This window comes from Enterococcus sp. BWT-B8 (genome assembly GCF_020567625.1).
Classification (GTDB): Bacteria; Bacillota; Bacilli; order Lactobacillales; family Enterococcaceae; genus Enterococcus_L.
The window spans coordinates 294010-311495 of sequence record NZ_JAJDJV010000001.1 but is presented as its reverse complement, the minus strand read 5'-3'; the positions used below and the strand labels follow the sequence as shown (position 1 = coordinate 311495).

The 17486-nt window shown below is 38.4% G+C and carries 18 protein-coding genes; 13 read left to right on the top strand and 5 right to left on the bottom strand.

All coding sequences use genetic code 11. From position 1 onward, the window contains the following. On the top strand, positions 1–205 hold a 205-nt coding region (locus LI951_RS01430; RefSeq protein WP_229441038.1), incomplete at its 5' end, for a hypothetical protein. A gap of 670 nt (positions 206–875) precedes the next feature. Here LI951_RS01430 and LI951_RS01425 read toward each other — a convergent pair. From LI951_RS01425 to LI951_RS15030, 3 genes are all read right to left on the bottom strand, one after another. Beyond that, positions 876–1256 carry a DUF1761 domain-containing protein gene (locus LI951_RS01425; protein WP_229441037.1) on the bottom strand — a complete coding sequence of 127 codons (381 nt, stop codon included), beginning with the start codon at positions 1254–1256 and terminating at the stop codon, positions 876–878. After that, a complete protein-coding gene (locus LI951_RS01420; RefSeq protein ID WP_202067493.1) occupies positions 1256–1723 on the bottom strand; it encodes an SRPBCC family protein in 468 nt (155 codons plus the stop codon). Before LI951_RS01420 ends, LI951_RS01425 begins: the two co-directional genes overlap by 1 nt. Before the next feature lie 365 nt (positions 1724–2088). Next, positions 2089–2211, bottom strand: coding sequence for a hypothetical protein (locus LI951_RS15030; protein WP_267491676.1), 123 nt, complete (start codon positions 2209–2211; stop codon positions 2089–2091). A gap of 791 nt (positions 2212–3002) precedes the next feature. On the opposite strand from LI951_RS15030, the gene LI951_RS01415 reads away from it, so the two are divergent. Then, positions 3003–3608, top strand: a complete 606-nt coding sequence (locus LI951_RS01415; RefSeq protein WP_229441036.1) for an NAD(P)H-dependent oxidoreductase — start codon at positions 3003–3005, stop codon at positions 3606–3608. Positions 3609–3654: 46 nt separating this feature from the next. Further along, positions 3655–5316: a peptide ABC transporter substrate-binding protein gene (locus LI951_RS01410; RefSeq protein ID WP_229441035.1), complete on the top strand. Its 1662-nt coding sequence runs from the start codon at positions 3655–3657 to the stop codon at positions 5314–5316. Between the two features lie 106 nt (positions 5317–5422). Here the strand turns inward: LI951_RS01410 and gap are convergent, their stop codons facing one another. Then, a complete protein-coding gene (gene gap, locus LI951_RS01405) occupies positions 5423–6433 on the bottom strand; it encodes a type I glyceraldehyde-3-phosphate dehydrogenase (protein WP_229441034.1) in 1011 nt (336 codons plus the stop codon). 465 nt (positions 6434–6898) lie between these two features. Between gap and obgE the strand changes: the two genes are divergently transcribed. From obgE to LI951_RS01355, 10 genes are all read left to right on the top strand, one after another. Next, on the top strand, positions 6899–8212 hold the full coding sequence (gene obgE / locus LI951_RS01400) for a GTPase ObgE (protein WP_202069220.1): 1314 nt from the start codon (positions 6899–6901) through the stop codon (positions 8210–8212). 317 nt (positions 8213–8529) lie between these two features. Next, positions 8530–9069, top strand: coding sequence for a hypothetical protein (locus LI951_RS01395; RefSeq protein ID WP_229441033.1), 540 nt, complete (start codon positions 8530–8532; stop codon positions 9067–9069). An 18-nt stretch (positions 9070–9087) separates the two neighbouring features. Then, positions 9088–9657, top strand: coding sequence for a DUF1269 domain-containing protein (locus LI951_RS01390; protein WP_202069217.1), 570 nt, complete (start codon positions 9088–9090; stop codon positions 9655–9657). Positions 9658–9823: 166 nt separating this feature from the next. Then, positions 9824–10507, top strand: a complete 684-nt coding sequence (locus tag LI951_RS01385) for a response regulator transcription factor (RefSeq protein ID WP_229441032.1) — start codon at positions 9824–9826, stop codon at positions 10505–10507. Between the two features lie 4 nt (positions 10508–10511). Beyond that, complete coding sequence (locus LI951_RS01380) at positions 10512–11843, top strand: sensor histidine kinase (RefSeq protein WP_202069215.1); 1332 nt, start codon at positions 10512–10514, stop codon at positions 11841–11843. Positions 11844–11911: 68 nt separating this feature from the next. Then, complete coding sequence (rnz, locus tag LI951_RS01375) at positions 11912–12841, top strand: ribonuclease Z (protein ID WP_202069214.1); 930 nt, start codon at positions 11912–11914, stop codon at positions 12839–12841. Positions 12842–12858: 17 nt separating this feature from the next. Next, on the top strand, positions 12859–13659 hold the full coding sequence (locus tag LI951_RS01370; RefSeq protein WP_202069213.1) for an SDR family NAD(P)-dependent oxidoreductase: 801 nt from the start codon (positions 12859–12861) through the stop codon (positions 13657–13659). 17 nt (positions 13660–13676) lie between these two features. Then, complete coding sequence (locus tag LI951_RS01365; RefSeq protein ID WP_202069211.1) at positions 13677–14078, top strand: LapA family protein; 402 nt, start codon at positions 13677–13679, stop codon at positions 14076–14078. Positions 14079–14334: 256 nt separating this feature from the next. Continuing rightward, positions 14335–16647 (top strand): single-stranded-DNA-specific exonuclease RecJ, encoded by a 2313-nt coding sequence (gene recJ, locus LI951_RS01360; protein WP_229441031.1) that lies wholly within the window; start codon positions 14335–14337, stop codon positions 16645–16647. Between the two features lie 2 nt (positions 16648–16649). Then, positions 16650–17162 (top strand): adenine phosphoribosyltransferase, encoded by a 513-nt coding sequence (locus LI951_RS01355; protein WP_202069209.1) that lies wholly within the window; start codon positions 16650–16652, stop codon positions 17160–17162. A 63-nt stretch (positions 17163–17225) separates the two neighbouring features. Here LI951_RS01355 and LI951_RS01350 read toward each other — a convergent pair whose 3' ends face one another. Then, on the bottom strand, positions 17226–17429 hold the full coding sequence (locus tag LI951_RS01350; RefSeq protein WP_229441030.1) for a hypothetical protein: 204 nt from the start codon (positions 17427–17429) through the stop codon (positions 17226–17228). Between the last annotated feature and the right edge of the window lie 57 nt (positions 17430–17486).

Here is a 17486-nt window from a genome sequence, read left to right as displayed (position 1 = left end):
GCGACGAGTAACCGCAGGAGCAAAGGTCTTCATGCGACGAGTAACCGCAGGAGCAAAGGTCTTCATGCGACGAGTAACCGCAGGAGCAAAGGTCTTCATGCGACGAGTAACCGCAGGAGCAAAGGTCTTCATGCGACGAGTAACCGCAGGAGCAAAAATATTCTTCCTTAAGAACCAAGTAGGTATCATGGATCATCTACTCTGACAAGTCAATCATAGTGATTTATGTCAATAAGGCGGAATATCTGAAAATTGTCAAGGAACACTATTCATAGAATGAATAGCTGAGAATGGGTACACTACGCTGTGCTTCGATCATATCAACTTCTACGTATGAAACATACCATAGTTTCAGTATCATTCGACTTATTTTCAAGAGAACTGCTACCTTTCAAGAGAACTGCTACCTCTACGAGTCTAACGATTCTTGAGACAAAATATTACGCTGTATCCGTTTTTCTGCGTCTGTGGTTCTCACTACACTACACTTCGTTTCGATCTCATCAATTTCTAAATGGCAGAGCCGCTAAGAATTGAAGGACTTCGTTCCGATCCTCGAAGCGTGGGGGGCTTCGCTCCTACACTTCTTATGAATGCTTGGATTATACAAAGACTGGAACACCATTTATTCGGTTTTAGGAGGTCGGGACAAAAACGATCAGCTCCGAGAATTAAGAAGGAATATCCGAAAATAGCTCCTCATATTTTCAGGATAGTTCGGCTTAATTCCGAAGGAGTTGTTTTTGTACCGCCGTTTATTCGGGTGTAGATATGAAGAGAGTTTGGAACTTTATTTCTGTCCCAAACTCACACATTAAAAGGGCTGTTGGACCGTTAGTGATTCAACAGCCTTTCGTATAGCTGATTAATAATTTTTAGCCAAAAAAGTAAAAGAATGCAGCCATAATCATAATGCAAACGGTCTTATAGCCCTCATTGATTAAAATCAGTGTTAATGACTTTTGTTCAAATATATAGTTTTTCAATGCTGAAAACACTGCAATACTTGAAATTAACAGCCCTGATGTAAAAACAGGTAATTGTAATTTGCTGATTGTGTAGATAACTAAAAATGCTATCATTGTTTCAATTAACAACGACAGTAACATAGGAAAAAATCCGCTGTCGCCCTCTTCAACTTGTTCCTCAGTAATTCCAAGCTCTTTCCTCCAAGTTTTTCCAAAAAGGACTGTGTACCAAAGTGCACCTACCCCAAAAGCTAATATACCTGCACTAATAATTGCTAAAATATTCATTATTTTCCACCAGTCTTATCTTTTAATGCTTCAGTCTTTACTCGTTCCATAAAATCAGTAACCACTTGCTCATTCTTCTTATTTCCCATCATTTTTACCATACAACGTGCAATAAAATTCGTTCCTTTATTTTGACCGCTATATAAGAATTTTGTTTCATTTTCACTTATTTTTATCAGTGTAAAAGAAGTTTCAATTTCAAACATTTTGGCAAGAGTAAATCCTGACTTATTATGCTTTCTTTCAGGGGTATCTTCATGTTCCAAATCAGTTACGATGTATTTTTCTACTCTTTTCCCCTCTTGATAAGTTTGCTCATAGGTACTGCCAACAATCCCATCTGTTTTCTCTAAAACTTTTGTCTCAATCACTTGAGGCATAATACGTTTCATGTTCTCTATATCAAATAAAGTCCAAATAATCTCGATATTTACAGGAATTATTATTTCTTTTTTCCAGGATATCAATTGTCGTCACTCCTTCTTTGTTATTCTTACTAAAGTATTCTTGGTGAATCCTTTTATTCGTTCCATTGGTACCGCTAATTATAACGAGAAAATTACCAAGTTTCCCCAAATTTATCTGTCACTATACCATACAACCCATTTCAAAATATTTGCTGAAGCTCCATTTTTACAATTCTACCACTCTTAAGTTTATTAAACATTCGTCGAAGTTCATTTTGATTGTAAGAACCTATAGGTGGTGCAATGTCATTGTCTCAAATCAAAATACTAGTTGACGGAATATCATTAAACATTACAATGTTTGAACCTATTCTAGGATTCGTGTACATCACTTTTTGTTTATTATTATCAGCTGCTGGAAATTTTTAGTTTTCCAGTAACAGTTCAACTGTTTTAAAATCCTGAACCTCAGCTTTAAAAACAGTTGGGTATAAAGCGAGTGTATTCTTACATTGCCCATCAAAATTCAAAGAAATGTCAAATTTCATTATTTTACCTCTCATTCTCTGTTATTTTTATTTCTTTAAAAGAATAACATCAGAACCTATGTTCGTCAAATGAAAAGAAATATCAAAAAAATGACCATTTTAAACTGTATCAAAATGGCAGTATTTAGTCGAAAACAAAGGTTGTATCCATTTCACGAAAGCTTTCTTTTTCTTCGTGAACTCCATAAAGAAAAATCTGCAAAACCTTGGTAAATTTGAGTTTTTCCTGATAATGGTTAAAGTGAGCAATCTTTTCTTGAATCGAAGTTGGCAACTCTTTTAGAATTATGATTGAAAACCATTTATTTAAATGCTGAATTTGTTCTATACTTATCCATTTGGCAGTCCTTTTTACTGGTCTTGGATAAGTCATCCAAGGTTCAGTATAAAGGACTCTTTTGTTGGGTAAAGAACGTCGGTTATGAGGAATTTAACAAGCTAAAGAAAAGGTGTATATAAAGGAAAACCATCAATGTACTCTACAAATACTAAAAATTCTAAAAACTGTGCTATCTGTTTTCAAATCAAAGGAACATGCTTTTTAGTGGTTTTTAATTACAACTATTAAGGATTTGACCAGTGTAACCCGCTCGACAATTCATCGAAATAAAAATTATGCCATCTAAAATAACAAAATTGGACAGAGCAAACTAAAAGCCTTTGATAAACCATTGCAGGATTCTATTTATGTCAGTTTTCTCATAATCATTGTGAAAAAACATTCAATATAAGCGATTTCCAATAAGTTTTGCTATAATGATAAAGAAATCAAACAAGAGGAGGATAATGAAATGAAAGCATTGATTGTCTACGCTCATCCAAGAGAGGTGAGTTTTAGCAAGGCAGTTTTAGATCGAACGAAATCGACTTTAGAGAAGAATGGTTATCAGGTGGAGGTTCGTGATCTTTACAAAATGAACTTCAATCCGATTTTAAGCAGGGCGGAAACTATTCATGTAGAAAAAGGAAAATTTATTCGTGAAAATAGTAACTATCCTACCGATGTTCTTAAAGAACAACAGCTGATACTTGAGAGTGATTTACTAATTTATATTTTCCCGATTTGGTGGAATGGTATGCCGGCTATAATGAAAGGTTATGTTGATCGTGTATTTGCCCATGGATTTGCTTATAGTTTTGAAGATGATGAACCCAAAAAACGATTTAACGGGAAACGGGCACTATTTTTCACTCCAACTGGTCAGCCTCAAAATGAAAACGGCGAGCTGACTCCAATCGATCAGGCAATTAAGCTTCTCACGTCAGAATGGATGTTCCAGTCCAACGGTGTAGAGGTAATTGATCATGTTTTTTATGGCAGAGTTCCTTATCTTACTGAAGAAGAGCTATCTGTCTACTTAGACGATGTGGAGAGTCGAATGAATCAAATTAATTAAACAGATCTTTCAATACAATAAAGTAAATAATAGGGGTTTGAGAAAAATGAAAAAAGCAGTTAGCAAACTTATTAAAGCGACTATGATCATGGGCATGTTTTTATTATTTTCCGGATGTGGAGGAACAAAAAAGGATTCTCAAAAAGAAAATGAAGCAAGTCCGGATAAAATTATTAATATGATGGAAATCAACGAGATTTCTTCTATGGATTCTGGAAATGCACTGGACGGCGGCAGTTTTATTGCCATCACTCAGGTAATGGAAGGGCTGTTTAATTTGGATGCCGATGATTCAATTATTCCCGGAGTTGCAGAAGAGCTTCCTGAAATCAGTGAAGATGGTCTAACCTATACCTTGAAGCTGAGAAAAAATGCAAAATGGTCCAATGGGATGAACGTAACAGCCCATGATTTTGTATATGCCTGGCAGCGTGTGGTGGATGCCAATTATGCTTCGCCAAGTTCATTTCTACTGATGGATATTAAAAACGCTGAAGCCATTCTGGGAGGTGTGAAACAGCCAGAGGAATTAGGGGTTTCTGCTCCAGACGACTATACACTTATAGTCGAACTTGAAGCGCCGGTTGCCTATTTTACTTCTGTTATGACATTTCCAACATTGTTTCCTTTAAATGAAAGCTATGTGAACGAGCAAGGGGATAATTATGGAATAGATGCCAATCATCTTTTATATAATGGTCCCTATGTTCTCGAAAACTGGGAGCATGGAAATCAAAAATGGACATACAGCAAAAACGACTTGTACTGGAATTCTAAACAGTCAAATGTTGATAAAGTAAATATTCAGGTAGTGAAAGAAACTAATTTGGCTGTCGATCTGTACGAAAATAACGAGCTGGACAGAGCGGTGTTATCCGGTGAGTTTGCGAAACAGTATAAAAATGATCCAGATTATACAACACAACTGGATTCCTGGGTACACTTGATCGAGGTCAATCAAATAAAAGATGGCGAGAAAACTATTTTTGCTGACGAAAATGCCAGAAAAGCCATAATGATTGGGATTGACCGAGATCACATTGTCAATGAAATTTTGGATAATGATTCCAGAGTTGCCGGAGGAGTTGTGGCTGCTGAATTTGTCGGAAATCCTGAATCAGAAGAAGATTTTAGGGAGGAAAGCGGCATTCTGACTTCTTACGATAAAGTAAATGCCCAGAAACTGTGGAAAAAAGCACTCTCTGAATCAGAAACAAAAGAATTTACTATTGATTTACTGGCCTCAGATCAGGATGAAAACAAAAAAATTACAGAATATATCCAATATAGCCTGGAAGAAAATTTTGAAGGCTTGACGGTAAATATATCATTGCTTCCTGAAAAGAGCTTGCTTGATCGTGAAAGTAATCAGGATTTTGATTTGCTGTTAACAAGAATTGGTCCTGACTTTCAAGATCCGACCACTTATTTGAATAATTACGCAGGCGATTCATTTCATAATCATTCAGGCTATAACAGTTCAATTTATAATGAATTACTGCAAAAAGCCGGAGAATTGTCTGCGAAGCCAAAGGAGCGCTGGCAAGTGCTGATTGATGCAGAACATACATTGCTGGAAGAAGCCGGTGTCGTACCGCTTTATCAATCTGCCAACACAGCATTAATGAGACAGGACATTATGGGGATGATCCATCATTTATTTGGTCCCCCTAATTATTATGGAAAAATAATTCTTAAAGATGAGTAACAGCACTTTTGGGAATTGTTTATTAACGTGTAAAAGAGCGGATATTGGCTTTGAATTGTCAATATCTGCTCTTTTTTCAGTATTACTGAATAATCAGCACAAACGATTATAAGTTTGCAAATTTTTCAAGTAACCGAATCATTTGGCAGGTGAAACCATATTCGTTGTCATACCAAGCAACGGTTTTAACCAGTTGAAAATCGCCGGCAGTGGTTACTTCGGTTTGAGTAGGATCGAAGATGGACCCTTCTGTTGTACCAATAACATCCCCTGAAACAATTTCACGGTCATCATAACTAAATGATGGATTATCAACCGTATGTTTCTTAATTGCTTCATTGACTTCATCAGCTGTCACTTTTTTCTTAAGAATAGAAACTAATTCCGTTAATGAACCATCTACAACAGGTACACGTTGTGCATGCCCCTGTAATTTGCCGTTTAATTCCGGAATAACCAAACCGATTGCTTTTGCAGCACCTGTTGAATGGGGAATGGTATTATCAGCAGCTGAACGAGCAGCACGCAAGTTACCGCCTTTTACCGGACCGTCCAATAACATTTGAGTAGACGTGTATGCATGGACTGTGGTCATTGTACCAACTTCAATTCCAAATTCATTATTTAAGAAATAGGCCATTGGAGCTAGACAATTTGTTGTACAGGATCCGGCCGAAATAATTGTATCATCTGGTGTCAATGTATCATCATTGATATTGTAAACGATGGTTTTCATTGCTCCTGCAGGGGCAGAGATAACAACACGTTTTACGCCGGCCTCTAAGTGAGCTTTTGCTTTTTCTTCAGAGGTATAGAAACCAGTACATTCAAGTACGATGTCTACGCTGTTTTCTTTTGCCCATGGGATTTTACTTGCATCAGGTTCTGCGTAAACTCGTGTTTTTTCACCATCTACAACAATGGAATCATCTGTTGCTGTGACTGAGCCTGGATAAGTTCCGTGAGTAGAATCAAATTGAAGCAATTGAGCCAGCATTGTCGGACTCGTTAAATCGTTGATTGCAACCACTTCAATATCATCTGAGACTTCTTTAATACGGCGAAAAGCTAGACGGCCAATTCGTCCAAATCCATTAATTCCTACTTTTACTGTCATAGGGTTATTCCTCCTTCAAATTTATAAAACAAAAGAAATAAAAATTTCTTTTTTTACCTGATGTTACACGTATAATTTTGCGCGCACAGCATCATTTTGTCAAAAGATACCACTTACTATGTCGAGGTTCTTTACTTTCTCCTGTGATGAGCAGCAATAAATAGAAAAATCAGTTTGATTTCAATAAGATACAGAAAAAAACAATCTTCAATAAAATTATGCTGAGAAAAACTGCAATTTTACTGTAAAGAAGTTTTTTATTGAAAGTGATTTATGCTATACTTACACTAGAATTTTGAGTGGCTGGGCCTTATTTTATTTGCAGGATAGGTAGAGGGATTCTTGCATGTTTGACAGAATAATGATAGTGTAAATAATTGTGCCTGTTAATATGAAGAAGCGTTCATGGAATGTCTCAGCAATCAAAAGATAACAGATAATTAATTGAATTAGGAGGACAATCGTATGTCCATGTTTTTAGATCAAGTAGTCATTGATGTCAAAGCCGGTAAAGGCGGAGATGGGATGGTTGCTTTCAGAAGAGAAAAGTATGTACCTGATGGGGGACCCGCCGGCGGAGACGGAGGTAATGGTGGTAATGTAGTTCTTGTGGTGGATGAAGGGCTGCGTACTTTAATGGATTTTCGTTTTAACCGTCATTTTAAAGCTCCTTTAGGTGAAAATGGAATGAGTAAAAGTATGCATGGAAGAGGTGCAGAAGATCTTTATGTCAAAGTACCTCAGGGAACAACAGTACGGGATGCTGATACAGGCGTCTTGATTGGTGATTTAATTGAAAATGGTCAGGAGCTGATTATTGCCAGAGGCGGTCGCGGCGGTCGTGGAAATACCCGTTTTGCTTCTGCCAGAAATCCGGCTCCGGAAATCGCTGAAAATGGTGAACCAGGTCAGGAAAGAAGAATTGAACTGGAATTAAAAGTTTTGGCAGATGTCGGTTTAGTCGGCTTTCCTTCTGTCGGGAAATCTACCTTGCTGTCTGTTATATCAGCAGCCAGACCGAAGATTGGTGCCTATCACTTTACAACTTTGGTTCCCAATCTCGGTATGGTGACCACTAGCGATGGTCGAAGCTTTGCAGCGGCGGATTTGCCCGGTCTGATCGAAGGGGCCTCTCAGGGAGTCGGACTCGGCACACAGTTTCTGAGACATATTGAGCGGACAAGAGTCATTCTCCATGTAATTGACATGAGCGGAATGGAAGGCAGAGATCCATACGAGGATTATAAAGCTATTAATAAAGAGCTGGCTTCTCATAATCTTCGTTTAATGGAACGTCCTCAAATTATTGTAGCGAATAAAATGGATATGCCCGAAGCAGAAGAAAATCTGAAGAAATTCAAAGAAGAAATTGCCAAAGAGCGCACAGATGAGTATGCAGATGAACTACCTATTTTTCCGGTTTCAGGTGTGTCTAAAAAAGGACTGGAACCATTGTTAAATGCTACTGCTGATTTGCTGGATGTGACTCCTGAATTTCCTCTTTACACAGATGAGGTTGAGGAAGAAACAGTCCGTTACGGCTTCCAGTCAGAGGGTCCGGAATTTACAATTGACCGTGATTCAGATGCAGCTTGGGTGTTGTCTGGAGAATCTCTGGAAAAACTATTCCAAATGACTAATTTTGATCATGATGAAACGGTTATGCGTTTTGCTCGACAGCTGCGGGGAATGGGCGTTGATGAAGCGCTGCGTGCCCGTGGAGCAAAAGATGGTGATATCGTTCGAATCGGCGGCTTTGAATTTGAATTTGTTGAATAATTTCTGAATTTGAAAGAAATTTAATTTTCGCAAGTTCAGTTTAGCAAAAAAATAAATGTATGAAACGCTTCACAGTCACAGAGACCTTCTCTGTTGCTGCGGCGTTTTTTTTAAGCTTATTTTATGCTGGCTCACCTATACTTTGAACTGTAAGGGAGGGATTGCATTGAAATGAAAGAATGCAGCCGGAGGAAGCGACGGCAACGCTGGTACATTTGTCGGGAACAGATTTGGCGACCCTATCGGCGATTATAACAGCAGCAAGTATCTGGAAATAAACGGCAGCACAATTTATGTTGAAGTCGAAGGAGACAGGGGTGACAATGACGACAGACTGCACGTTGATTATTGATAGTCCGTTCAACGGCGAGAATAGTGTCCCTGATTATGAAGGGGCATTTAATGACTTTGATTGCCAGCGGAAACTCAGGGATGGCTATTGGATTGGTATTAGTGATACTTCTGATCAGACAGCAGCAGTCATCTATTTTAATTCTACACAACAGGCTGATACACTTATTCATTTACAGGCTGCTGATGGAAATGAAGTAGCTGCTTTCAAGACTTCCAAGAACTTTGATTATGTTGTTGTTAACATGTCTGAAATAGTTTCGAGAAAAACTCTTGCGTTATATTCAGGCGGTGAAAGTACAGGAACATCAAGCTTTGGATTCTATCAAAACGGCAGTTACAGCAGAGGCTCAGAATTGGGTACACTGAACGAACAGACGACTTCTGTTTCTCAGGATGGGCTTAGCAGCTTTCGACAGACAGACGGGCGGCCAAGGAGGAAGATAACAAAATGCAGGTTATTTTATTGTTCTTACACAGGTTTTGCTGATAGAATAAAGGAATAAACTAAATGAGGTGATCAAATGTCAAGACGTGTAATCATCATGAATTTTAAAGTTGAAAGTCAGGCGTACCAAGCATTTTCTGAATTGAAGAGGTTATATGCAGAACGGCAGATTAAGGGGGAACAGATGGCGGTTGTGACACATGTTAATACTGGAGTACACCAATTCAAAATCAATGACTTCCTTGATTTTACAGGGAATGACCGTACTGCTAAAAGTAGTTTTATCGGGATGGTCATTGGAATTTTGGGCGGTCCTCTGGGTATTTTGCTGGGCTGGTTTGCGGGAAGTATGATCGGAGCAACACAAGACGCCAAAGAGCTTCGAAATGCGCAATCAGTTTTCGAACATATGTCGAATAAAATTACGGAAGGACATACCGGTTTAGTCTTAATTGCAGATGAAGATGATAACCGTCCCTTAAATCAGTTAGTGATGAACGAACTGGGAGGAGAGATTACTCGCCTTGTTTATGAGGATGTCGAGCAGGAACTGGATAAAGCAAAAACTGTTGAAAAGAAAGTCAAAGATGCGGCAAATAATGCGTGGACAGAAAACGCAAAAGATAATAATTCAGACGATCAATAAGCAATAAGTGTGAATGTGTCAGAATCTTTGTTGTTGAATGAACCAATGAGCAACGAATTAAAAACTAGTTTGAAAGGGTGGGACAATCCGGTAGACCAGATTAGTCGTACCCTTCTATTGTTGATTTAGGAGTCTTTAATTTGAGTAATAGAGAGGGGAGAGTAGGTTGAAGATACTTTTAGTGGAAGATGACGAAATATTGTCAGATAGTATCAGTGAGATATTATCTGAAATCGGTGAAGTTGAGCAGGTTTACGATGGGGAAGAGGGACTTTATGAAGGAGAAAGAGAAGTCTACGATTTAATCGTACTTGATTTAATGCTTCCAAGTCTTTCAGGAGAACAGATACTGACTAAACTAAGAGAAAAAAAGATCTATACACCGGTTTTGATTTTAACTGCGAAAGACGGTCTGGAGGATAAAGTGAATGGCTTTAAGAATGGGGGAGATGATTATTTAACAAAACCGTTCCATAGAGAAGAGCTGTTAATGAGAGTGCAGGCACTGCTTCGCAGATCTCTCGGACTAAATCCGAAAAACGAATTGAGAATAGGCCAGCTGTGTATTGAAATCAACAATCGGCAAGTACACTATCAACAACAGGATATTCAGCTTCAGGGAAAAGAATTTGATTTACTTTTATATCTCATGCAGAATAAAGGGAGAATTATTACAAAAGATCAGTTGTTTGATCGTATTTGGGGCTTTCAGTCAGATACGACCCTGACGGTTGTCGAAGTGTACATGAGTAACCTGAGAAAACATTTAAAACCGTTTGAACTGGATAAATGGATTAAAACATTGAGAAATGTCGGCTATTTATTCCAGCCGGAAGAGGAAGGTCAGTGAGACAATGAAGGAACAACGAACTAAAAATCAACGAATTCGTTATTTTGTAGTGAACATGATTTCATTTTCCAGTATTTTTCTAATCCTCGGAATCATTGTCTTTCAACTTCTTCAAACCTCTATTTATCAATCTGTTGACACAGAGCTTACGAGGATGTCTGAAAATGATCAGTTCCTAAATATGCAAATAAAAATGGCTCATTTCGATCGCTTTGGTCAATTGCCGCAAAATGATCCGATTATAGGAAATGGAAATAATAGTGAAGATAAAATACCGCCTAAAAACAGTTTCCAGCAGCAGGTAATCTTATGGACAGCTGAGGGTGAAATTATAAATGAGGACAGTCTAGGCTCACGATATGATGACCTTCAGAATGTAAAATTATCTACTGAGAGTTTGAATACCATCAATAGCATTACAGTGAAGGACAGCAACGAAAGAGTGCTGCAGTTTCGCTCCATTACGGTGCCGATTATTGGCGATGAAACTTCCGATGTTGCCTATGTCCAGATTTTGACTAATACTGATCCTATTAAAGGAACCATTGAGCGGGTAAAACAGATACTTATTGTTTGTATGGTTGTATTTGGAGTTCTTTCGATTATTTTAAGCTATTTCCTGTCGAAATGGTCGATGAAGCCGATTATGGTTTCCTGGGCAAAACAGCTGGAATTTGTAGAAAATGCTTCTCATGAATTACGAACGCCGTTAACCATTATTCAGGCTAAGCTTGAAAAGCTGTTTACAAAGCCGAATCATACGATTCTTGAGGAATCAGAAACTATTGCTGCCTCATTGACAGAAGTTCAGCGACTTAGCGAATTAACAAGCGACCTGCTGCTGCTGGCACGTTCTGATTCAAACGCTGTTATTCTCGATAAAGAAACGGTCAATATAAAAGACTTTTTATTAACTTCTCTGACTCCGTATCAGGAGCTTGCAGAAGCAGAAAATAAAGAACTTAAGATTAATATCGAAAAAGAAGGACAGGCAGCGATTGACCGCCAAAAAATCAAGCAGCTGCTGATTATTCTTTTGGACAACGCATTAAAATATACAAATGAAGGGGATCAGGTCTTGTTAAGTTCTAAAGTAGAGAGAAATGAATGGATTATTAATGTGGTTGATCAGGGGATCGGAATTGAAGACGAACAGAAAAAAGAGATCTTTGATCGCTTTTACAGAGGCGATCAGTCACGTAACAGAAAAACCGGCGGCTACGGAATTGGACTGGCCATTGCTAAATGGATTGCTGAAAGTCATCATGGTAAAATATCAGTATCAGATACAACACCGAAAGGAACAACTTTTACGGTTATTTTACCGATAAAATAATTTTATTTGCCAATGAGGCTGCTTTCTTCTAAAATGAAGAAGAAATCTAATGGAAAGTAAGGGAACCAATGGAATTACAATTTTTAGGTACAGGTGCTGGAGTACCAGCGAAACACCGTAATGTAAGCAGTATCGCTTTGAAATTGCTGGATGAGCGAAATGCTGTCTGGTTGTTTGACTGCGGTGAAGGAACACAGCTTCAAATTTTAAAAAGTACCATTCGTCCAAGAAAAATCGAAAAAATTTTTATTACCCATTTACACGGAGACCATATTTTTGGTTTGCCGGGACTGCTGAGCAGCCGTTCATTTCAAGGTGGGGATGAACAGTTGGATATCTATGGACCGGAAGGGATTCGAAAATTTATTGAAACCTCTTTAAATGTGTCAAAGACACGTCTGTCTTATCCTATTGTTTTTCATGAGCTGACGGATGGCGGTATCGTTTTTCAAGATAAACAGTTTAAGGTTGAGTGTCTGCCTTTAGAGCATGGAATCTTGAGTTTTGGTTACCGGATTGTTGAATCCGATCATGAAGGTGAACTTCAAGTAGAAAAGCTTCAGGCATTGGGTCTCCCATCAGGTCCTTTATATGGTAAGATAAAACGTGGAGAAACAGTGGAGCTTGAGGATGGACAGGTGATCAATGGAAAAGACTTTGTCGGAGAAAAGAGAGCCGGAAGAATCGTTACTATTTTAGGAGATACCAGAAAAACAGCGAATAGTGTTATACTTGGTAAAAATGCAGATGTCTTAGTGCACGAAAGTACCTTTAATAAGGATGAATCAAAAATGGCAAAGAACTATTATCATTCCACCAGTCATCAGGCTGCCGAGATAGCCAAAGAAGCACAGGTTAAGCAGCTGGTTTTAACACACATCAGTGCCCGGTATTTAACAAGAGATATTATTCAGCTTGAAGATGAAGCAAAAGAATTATTCCCATTTGTAACAGCGGTTAAGGATATGGATATCCTGGATGTTCCATTCCGAAAATAGAAGCAGGAGGAGAAAAAATGAGGTTTTGGCAGGATTTAAATGATAAGGTGGTTGTAGTAACTGGCGGTTCAGCTGGTTTGGGTGAACAAGTATGCTACGAAGCAGCTTGCAGAGGAGCTGTTGTAGTAGTATGTGCCAGACGTATTAATCTAATCGGTAAGGTTAAAGAGCGCTGTGAAGAGCTAAGCGGCAAAAAAGCGTTTTCTTTCCAGCTGGATATATCTGATCCTGAAAATGTGGATTATGTGATTGGCCGAATAACTGAAGAAGTGGGTGCTGTGGATATTCTTGTAAATAATGCCGGTTTTGGTATTTTCGATAACTTTCTCGATACAGATTTAGATGTTGCACGAAATATGTTTAATGTTAATGTTCTGGGGATGATGGTCTTTACTCAGAAAATTGCAGTGGGGATGGCAGAACGTCAGAGTGGACATATTATTAATGTTGCTTCAATGGCTGGGAAAATGGCAACGCCTAAAACAAGTATTTATTCTGCAACAAAATTTGCCGTTTTAGGTTTTTCAAATGCGCTTCGTCTTGAACTGAGACCTTTAGGAATTGCTGTAACAACAGTGAATCCCGGACCGATCGCAACAAACTTTTTTGATCAGGCGGATCCTTCAGGAGATTATTTGGAATCATTAGGACTCTTCGTCTTAGATCCTCAGCAGCTTGCCAATGAAATAGTGCAGAGTATGGGCACCTATAAACGTGAAATAAATCGACCAAGAATCATGGAAGGTGCAGCACGACTCTACACTCTTCTGCCGCATTTGGGTGATCTTTTGGCGGTAAGTATCTTTAACAAAAAATAGATGGTGGGGGAATTGAGATGAAGAATCAGTGGCGTGTTATAGTAGGGTTTCTTCTTATGTTGGTTATTGTGATTTTTGCTGTGCTGAACAGTCAAAGTGTTCCTGTAAGTTTTGGTTTCGCTAAAATTTCCGGACCGCTTATATTAATTATACTGGGCTCTGCCATTATTGGAGCAATAGTAGGGCTGATTACTTCAGTTACAACAATTTTGGATCAAAAAAAGCGGATTAAGAACCTGATTGAAGAAAGAGATTCATACAAAGATGAGTCTGACAAGCTTGTCAAGGAAGCTGTTGAACGAACAGAGAGAAGCAATGAAAATAAACTGGCTGAAATTCAGCAAAAGTATGATCACTTACTTGAGGAAAAAGGTTTGCCAGTAGAATTAAAAGAGAAGGAAGAGCCTTTTTCAGAGTAAATAAATTAGAATAGGCTAGAGCAACAGCTTGAAGCATGTCATGTTTGTTTTACTGTTGCTTCGCTCATTGGAACAAGAAAGGTCTGGTATTTTTAGTAATACTTGGACTTTTTTTGTGCATAAAAAGGCGGACCAAAGATTTTGATTGATTAACATAAGGATTATTGTAGAAATCAATTCTCCTAATTTCAAATGATGGACTTATCTTTAGTTTTGATCCTGATTTTGTTATAATTACTTGGTTAGGAGTGACGATGTGAAAAAATCTAAGTATATATGGAAATATCCTGAAAATCCAGTCTTTTCAGAAGAATTTACAGAATTACTGAATGAAAAAAATATTAGTCCGCTGGTTGGCAAGCTGCTGTGGCAAAGAGGCATACAAACATCTGAACAGCTGGCCCTTTTTTTAACTCCCTCAATTGAAGCACTTCATGATCCTTTTTTAATTTACGAAATGGATAAGGCAATTGAACGAATCCAGCAGGCCGTTGAACAGGGAGAAAGGATTCTGGTATACGGTGATTATGATGCAGATGGTATTACCAGTACTACGGTGATGAAGGAAGCTGTTGAGCTGATTGGCGGAGAAGTAGATTATTTTTTACCCAATCGATTTATTCACGGGTATGGCCCGAATTTGTCTGTTTTTAAAGAAAAGATTGAAAGCGGCATTCAGCTGATCATTACTGTGGACAACGGTGTAGCCGGACATGAAGCTGTAAACTATGCAAAAGAACAGGGAATTGATGTAATTATTACAGATCACCATGAATTGCCCGAAATTTTACCGGATGCCCTCGCTGTGATTCATCCTAAACATCCCAAGGGAGACTATCCTTTTGGTGATTTAGCTGGAGTCGGCGTGGCGTTCAAAGTTGCTTCAGCTTTACTTGGAGAGACTCCCACTGAGTTTTTTGATCTGGTTGCTATTGGGACGATTGCCGATTTGGTTTCATTAACCGGGGAAAATCGGATGTTGGTTCAGATGGGGCTCAAGATGATTCAATCGGGAGATCGTATCGGATTAGATGCGTTGATTCACTCAGCCGGCTTAAAAAAAGAAGAAATTTCTGAAGAAAATATTGGCTTTGCGATTGGTCCTCGTTTAAATGCACTTGGAAGACTGGGAGAAGCAGCTCCAGGAGTTGAATTAATGACGACCTTTGATGAAGACGAAGCATTGAGTATTGCAAAATTTATCGAAGAAAAAAATACTGAACGTAAAAAGATTGTCGAAACAATCACGGAAGAGGCTTTTACTTTACTTGATTTGAAATCTTCTATCCATGTTTTAGCTCAAAAAGGTTGGCATGAAGGTGTTTTGGGGATTGTAGCAGGCCGCATCATGCAGGAAACAGGGAAACCGACAATCGTTTTGACGATTGATGAGAACGGATCAACCGCTAAAGGCTCAGGAAGAAGTGTGTCTGCGTTGAATATGTATGATGCATTAAATGAAAAGAGAGAGCTCTTTACTCATTTTGGCGGGCACCATATGGCTGCCGGAATGACACTGCCTGTGGAAAATATTGATGTACTGAAAGAGCAGCTGATTCATTATATTGAGAAAAATGCAATTGACCTTTCACAGGGACAGGAATTGCAGATCGATGAAGTTCTTACAATAGAAGAGACAACACTCTCTTTTATCAACCAGTTAAAGCTGCTCGCTCCTTTTGGAACAGATAATCCGATGCCGAATTTCTCTTATAAAAAGGTGGATGCTATTCAGGTTCGACAAATCGGGGCGCAGCAAGATCATTTGAAGCTGCAGATAACTGACGGCTCTGCTTCGCTGGATGTCATTGCATTCCAAATGGGTAAAGACGCCAAAGAATTTGCTGAAAACCGTTGTAATATTGCAGGGAAGCTCTCTATAAATGAATGGAATGGTAATAAAAAGCCTCAGTTAATGGCAGAAGACTATTCCATAGAAGATATCCAATTGTTTGATTTAAGAGGGAAAGCGAACCAGCAGCAAGACATTCCAGAGAAGAATACGTTATTTGTTTATTTTCAAAAGGAAAGTGTCAAACTTTTAAAAACTGATATAGGAAATATGCTCTACTATGAGTCGTCTGGACAGCTTTTATCTGAAACAAACGGGATGACAATTGAACAATTAGTTATTGTCGATTGTCCTGATGAATTGGATGATATTAAACAGTTGATTGAAGGCGTCAATGTCAATCGTATTTATCTTTTAGGTCTTTCCACTGATGAAGCTTATTTGAATGGAACTGGATCAAGGGAGCAGTTTTCAAAGCTTTATTCATTGATTCGTAAACAGGGAACATTGGATGTTCGTTATAAATTGGATACTGTTTCAAATTATCTGCAAATCCAGGAAAAACTATTAATTTTCATGATTCAGGTGTTTTTTGATTTGGGATTTGTTACAATAGAAGACGGCATTTTAAGAAATGTTGATACCCCTGAAAATCATCCGTTGACAGAAAGTGAAGTCTATCAAAAACGATTGAAGAAAATTAAGGTAGAAGAATTTTTACTATACAGCGATCGTAAAGTATTGCTGAGCTGGCTGTTGAACGAGGAGGAAGAATAAGTATGAATTTGAAAGATTATATTGCAAGTATCCCTGATTATCCCGAAGAAGGAATTATCTTTAGAGATATCTCTCCTTTGATGGCAAATGGAGATGCTTATCGTGAAGCAACGAAGCAAATCGTTGATTACGCAAAAGAAAAAAGGATTGATATGGTTGTGGGGCCTGAAGCCAGAGGATTTATTGTTGGCTGTCCGGTTGCCTATGAGCTTGGTGTAGGCTTTGCTCCAGTTCGCAAGAAAGGTAAACTGCCTCGTGAAACGATTGAAGTGACGTACGATTTAGAATATGGTACAGATACTTTAACTATCCATAAAGATGCAATTCTGCCTGGACAAAGAGTGCTGATTTGCGATGATTTACTTGCTACAGGCGGTACAATTAAAGCAACAACTGAATTAATCGAACAATTAGGCGGTATCGTTGTCGGCTGTGCCTTCCTGATTGAGCTGAAGGAGCTGCATGGGAGAGATAAAATCTCTAATTATGAAATTGTAACCTTAATGGATTATTAAACAGTAAAACGGTGTGAGGAATTTTCCTTCACACCGTTTTTTTATGATAGGATCTGCTCGATCTTAATGATATTTTCGGTAGACAGAATATTGCTGGCTTTCCTGTCTTCTGCGTTCTTCAGAATAACGTTTTTCATCCCAAAGCATGAACCAGATGATAAAGAGAGGACTGACGATTAGCAATGCAGCTGGTAAGCCCAATGTACCCAAAAAAATACCAATCAACAAAACAAAAAATATAAAGCCGCCACGACGTACTGCTTTCATTATTATCACCTCACGAGAAATTCGAACCTGTGTTCGTATTTATATTATACGAATGTT